Below are 5409 nucleotides of genomic sequence, written 5' to 3' on the forward strand. Positions count from 1 at the left end.
CTTATCTTCTTCATCCTTATCCGCCAATTTGTTAAAGTAATTTCTGATAGTAAAGTTAATTATTGCCTTCTCGATGTATTTTTCTTTCGTGTAATAAACAATCAGCGCCAAAAAGACATAGATTAATGCCACACAACCAAAACCCCTTGCATAGCTTCCAAGCAGGTCTGACAAGAATAAGGCTAACGTAAAGGTACCAAACAAGAAAGCAAGTATAAAGCATATAGCTACTACAGCATTGGTTACCAAATCTGCAAATATCTTCGAAATCTTCTCCACAAGATATAAGCGAGTATACTCGACCCTGGTATCTAAATAACTCTTTGCATCTTCATATAAGTCCTCAATGCCCTTTTCCTTATTTTCGTGATTTTCCTCCATGCTGCTGGTTTAAAGCTTGTTTATTAAGCGTGTTCTACATCGTCAACAAATTCCTCTTCAGATTGACGAAGCTTGCTTTTAACAGACCCTACAACCTTATCTTTCAAACTGGCCAGATGGTTTATTTCATCTGCGGCTTTATCTCTGATAGAATCTCCAAGATCTTTTAATGATTGACTTAATTTATCTCTGGTATCACTTCCTTTTTCAGGTGCTAAAAGTAATCCCAATGCTGCACCCGCAGCCAAACCGGCTAAAAGCCCTATTAATACTTTTGAATTATCACTCATGACATTTTAATTTATGTTTAACATTTATATTCTATTTCCGCTCTCCGTATTATTATAACTCGCCATGCTCTGAAATTGTTTTAATTCTCTCCAATCTTTCAGATGCCATAGCGCTTGTTTCATATATTTTTATCAATAATACAAAATAAGATATCAATAATGGGCCAAATACCAACCCCAATATCCCAAATAAAGGTATACCAATAACTACGCCAATTACAGTGGTTATGGGATGAATATTTCCAATCCGCTTTGCAATCATAAAACGGATTACATTGTCGATGTTAATGATCACCACAAATCCAAATATCAGCATTGCCCAGCCAGCAAAATTGTTGCCTTCTGCAACTTGCAACAACGCAGCCGGCACAAAAATAACCGGAGGCCCAAGTATTGGAACAAACGATATAAAGGCCGTTATCACACCCCAAAATACCGGATCAGTATAACCTAAAACATAAAAGGCAAGCCCCAAAAGAGATCCCTGTACCAAAGCAATAAACCCCTGACCTACAACATTTGCATAGGTTGTGTTTCGCATTTCTTCGGCAAATCGTTGTGCGTTTTGCTCTCTAAAAGGCGCATATTTTACCAGAGCAGATTCAAATGTTTCTCGCTCTACCAGCATAAAGTAGAGTAAAAAATACATTAAAAGTAAGCCCAGAATAATATTAAACGCTCCGGTAATAAGTGAAGGGAATAATTCCGTGGCCCATACCCCAGCTTTTTTCACTCCCTCTTCAACAAGATTTTGAAGATCCCCATCGATTGGGATCAGGTGCTTTAGTTTAAAAATAACATTTTTAAAATATGATGGATCACTCTGCAGTTCCGCAATCTTATTGATCATCATACTGCTTAATGCATAAAAAGGGAGGATGATAACAATTACTGAAACAAAAAGCAATAAAATGGCCGAAAAACGTCTATTCATCCCCTTCTCGTCAACAAAGTAGATAAAGGCGGGCCGCAATAATGTATACAAAACAAGCGTGCTTAATATCGACCCAAAAATACCTTGTAAAGAAAATGCGATTAAACAGCCCAGGGCTATTATAATTACAAGATTGATATTATTCCTCTGCTTATATGTAAATATTGACATAATTCTTTAGGTTAAAACCAGAGCGTTCCTTCATGATATATCGGAATGCGAATCAGGAATAAACTCCCTTGTGCAAGTTGCTTAAGTTTAATGGAACCATTGTGAGTAGTTAATACACGTTGGGCATGGGTAAGCCCCAATCCGCTGGCACGTTTTTTTGTTGTGAAAAATGGTTCAAAAATCTTTTCCTTATTTTTTGGATCTACCCCCATACCATTATCCTCTATGGCGATTTCATACATCCCCTTATCAGCTGTGCATGTAATGTGAATAATTTTGGGGTAACTCTGCATGGCTTCCGCCGCATTTTTAATAACACTAACCAACGCATTTTTTATTTTAGGTTTATCGAGTAATACCTTCTGCTCAGATTGATGAAATTGCCTTGTTAACTTTATATTGTGCCCAACTATTAAATCCTCCACATCAGAGATAGCTTCCTCTATTACCGTTAATATATTATGCCGCTGAAGATTTAAGGTTTTTGTTTCAGTGCTGGAAATGAAGTTTTGCATCAGTTGGTTCACTCTGTCGCAATTACTTTTTATAATTTCCAGGTACGATTGAATTGTTTCATTACAAATAATTGCAGGATCAGCCGCCAGTTCGTCCAATGCAAGGTTTATAGTGCTTAAAGGATCCCTGATTTCTTCTCCAAGTCCTTTTGCAATATGTTCTGAAATTGACATTTTACCCAGGCTAACAGATCGTTCCTCTAAGTTCTTTCTATGGCTCAGATCATGAATAATGGTATGATAAACCTCTTTCACATTTACCATATCCGTTTGAATAAATGAAGATAAGCTACAGCAGTACACCTCTGATTTACTTGAAATCAATTCGCACTCAAAACCACTTAGAGAGCCATTGCTTTCCATTAGCTCCCTAAATCTTTCTCCTTCTTCTGTATTATTAAAAATTGCACTTGTATTTAATTGCAGTATTACTGATCGCTCATAATCAAGAAACTTTAATCCCGCACTATTGATATCATAAATTCTTCCTGAGGAGTCAGACACGAGAATTGGATCTTTTGCCTGTTCAAAAATGGCCCTGTATTTCCGTTCACTATCCTTCAACGCCTTTGTTGCGCTCGCTTCCTTAATTGAATATCGAATACTTCTATCCAATGAGGAGGAGTCTATCTCATCTTTCACCAAGTAATCAGCAGCACCAATATTCATAGCTTGTTCGTCGATAACCAAGTCGCCCTTACCTGTAAGTATAATTATTGGTTCTTCACATCCAGAGTTAATTGCTTCATTTAGCAAATCTATTCCTGTCCCCTTTCCCAATCGGTAATCAACCAGGTAAACATCAAATTGCTTCTTTAAAATGGCATAAATCCCCTTCTCATAACTGTTGACCCACGACAGCTCATATGACGCCGAAGTCTGATCAAAAACCTCCTTTGTAAGGATGTAATCATCTTCATCATCATCTATTAATAAAACTCTTACCTGCCTCATTCTCAGATTATTTTCATTTATTTTGTTTCTTCGGAAGAATCACCACAAAAGCAGTCCCTTCACCAGGTTTGCTTTCTGCAAAAATAAAACCAGAATGATTATCCGCTATCCTCTTACATATAGCCAACCCAATACCTGTCCCTTCGTAGTCAACTCTTGAATGTAAGCGATGAAAAATGTCAAATATTTTCAAAGCATCTTCGGTTTCAAAACCAATTCCATTATCTTTTACTTTAACAACACAATATAACTGGTTTTTGTTAATCTCAGCTATATTCAATTCATGCCCATACTTGGTGGTTCCAAATATTGAAATGTTGGGAACCTCATTTTGACTTGTGAACTTTAAAGAATTTCCTATCAAATTTTGAAAAAGTTGTACTAGCTGGCTTTCAACACCTTCAATTTCGTCCTCTTCAAAATCAATGTCAACTATGGCTTTCTTAAGCTCTATTGTAAAATCAAGATCGCTTAATGTCTTTCTTACAACATCGCCAAGTTTAAGTTTAGAATAACTTTTACTACCCCTTGTTAGCTTGGAAAATGCCAGAAGGTCATCAATTAACGCACGCATTCGCTCAGAGGCTCCCCTCATTCTACCGATGTAATCCTGAGCCTCTGCATTCATCTGCTCACCATACTTATCTTTCAGCCGGTCTCCAAAAGCTTGTATCTTTCTTAAAGGCTCCTGTAAATCGTGTGATGCAACATAAGCAAATTGTTCTAAATCCTGATTAGAGCGATTCAGTTCAACTACTTTTTCTTCAAGCTGTACCTGAGCTTCTCTTAATTGCGTTACGTCCTGTGTGTTTCCAATATAGGCATAGTTATCATTTAAACCTATTCGTTTATGCTCTGCTGTAGTAAGCACATGCCGGATCTCTCCTGAAGGCAACACAATTCTATAGTTTATTTTAAAAGAGATTTTATCCTTTTTGGCCTTATAAAAGTTATCCATAAAAAGCTGGAGATCATCCTCGTGAACAAGCCTTTTATAAAATGCAAAATTGACGAATACTGAATGAGGAAGAAAACCATGTATGTTATACATCTCATCAGACCAAAGAATAAACTCCTTACCATCCATCCATTCCCAACTTCCGCTATGCGAAACCATTTCTGCTTCTCTTAATAACGATTCGTTTATCTTGAGCTTTAAAACAGCTTCTTTTAACTCAGTAATGTCCTGGATGGTACCAACAAGTTTGTCTTCACCCTCGATATAAAACCCCTGACCCAGCACGTATTTTCTTTTACCTGAAGGTTGTATGATCTGGTATTCAACAGCAAAAGATGTTTTATTATCAATCGCAGATTTTAATTCTTTAGATACCTTTTCTCTATATTCAGGTGCTATAACCTGTTCATTAATGTGTATATCAGGTAAAAAATCATCATTTTTAAATCCGTACACTTTATAAAGCTCTTCTGACCATTTAACTTGCCCGCTTACTACAAAAATCTCCCAGCTTCCAAGGTGGGTAATTCGCTCGGCAAGATTAAGAACTTCAACTCTTTCTAAAAGATACTTATTCTGCTTTTGTAGCGCTGCGACTTCATCTCTTAGCCCACCCACTACCAACATACTCCTAAAAAGGAGATATCCCAGGATCAATAGCCCGATAAAGATGACAATAACTACCAGTAACACTTTATGTATCCAAATTAATCGCTCTCATTTTGTTGTACAACGTTTTTCGGTCGATATTTAGAATTTTTGCTGCCTTTGTTTTATTAAAATTTACTTCTCTTAAAACTTTTAAAATAGCATCGTACTCAGCTTCAAGAGCTGCATTTTTCAAATCCCTCGGTTTTTCGATACGAGAAATTGAACTTTCAATAGCTGATGCTTTGGCATAGGTTGAGATTTCAAGAGGAAGTGCCTTTAATTGTATTTCCTGGTTCTCAGTAAGCAAGGTCGCCCTTCTAACCACATTTTTAAGCTCTCTTACATTACCTGGCCAATTGTAGGTAAGGAAACAATCTACAACCTCTTCAGAAAACCCCTGTACGTTCCTCGACAATTCCTGATTTGCCACATCCAAAAACGTATATGCAAAAACCATAATATCGTCACCTCTCTGACTTAACGGAGGCAAACCGATAGAAAATTCATTGAACCTATGATAAAGGTCCTCTCTGAATTTCCCTTTCTGAATAGCAT

6 protein-coding genes are annotated in these 5409 nt (G+C 36.9%); all 6 read right to left on the reverse strand.

The window, feature by feature from the left end:
• A partial coding sequence (locus tag AC1DDX_RS22725) for a phage holin family protein (RefSeq protein ID WP_477622642.1) occupies positions 1-381 on the reverse strand: 381 nt, incomplete at its 3' end.
• 23 nt (positions 382-404) lie between these two features.
• Entirely contained in the window at positions 405-671 is a 267-nt protein-coding gene (locus AC1DDX_RS22730) for a YtxH domain-containing protein (protein WP_048908192.1), read from the reverse strand.
• A 52-nt stretch (positions 672-723) separates the two neighbouring features.
• Positions 724-1776: an AI-2E family transporter gene (locus tag AC1DDX_RS22735; RefSeq protein WP_172662284.1), complete on the reverse strand. Its 1053-nt coding sequence runs from the start codon at positions 1774-1776 to the stop codon at positions 724-726.
• A gap of 11 nt (positions 1777-1787) precedes the next feature.
• Positions 1788-3245, reverse strand: coding sequence for a hybrid sensor histidine kinase/response regulator (locus AC1DDX_RS22740; protein ID WP_172662285.1), 1458 nt, complete (start codon positions 3243-3245; stop codon positions 1788-1790).
• 13 nt (positions 3246-3258) lie between these two features.
• Entirely contained in the window at positions 3259-4896 is a 1638-nt protein-coding gene (locus tag AC1DDX_RS22745; protein WP_172662286.1) for a sensor histidine kinase, read from the reverse strand.
• 1 nt (position 4897) lies between these two features.
• Positions 4898-5409, reverse strand: a 512-nt coding sequence (locus AC1DDX_RS22750) for an AAA-type ATPase lid domain-containing protein (RefSeq protein ID WP_477622643.1), incomplete at its 5' end; no start/stop codon positions are given.

The organism is Pedobacter sp. 10L46_2 (assembly GCF_056395165.1).

Bases quoted from the DNA above. Each gene is read 5' to 3' on its own strand.
- AC1DDX_RS22730 (WP_048908192.1), bottom strand. From the start codon at position 671: ATGAGTGATAATTCAAAAGTATTAATAGGGCTTTTAGCCGGTTTGGCT.
- AC1DDX_RS22735 (WP_172662284.1), bottom strand. From the start codon at position 1,776: ATGTCAATATTTACATATAAGCAGAGGAATAATATCAATCTTGTAATT.
- AC1DDX_RS22740 (WP_172662285.1), bottom strand. From the start codon at position 3,245: ATGAGGCAGGTAAGAGTTTTATTAATAGATGATGATGAAGATGATTAC.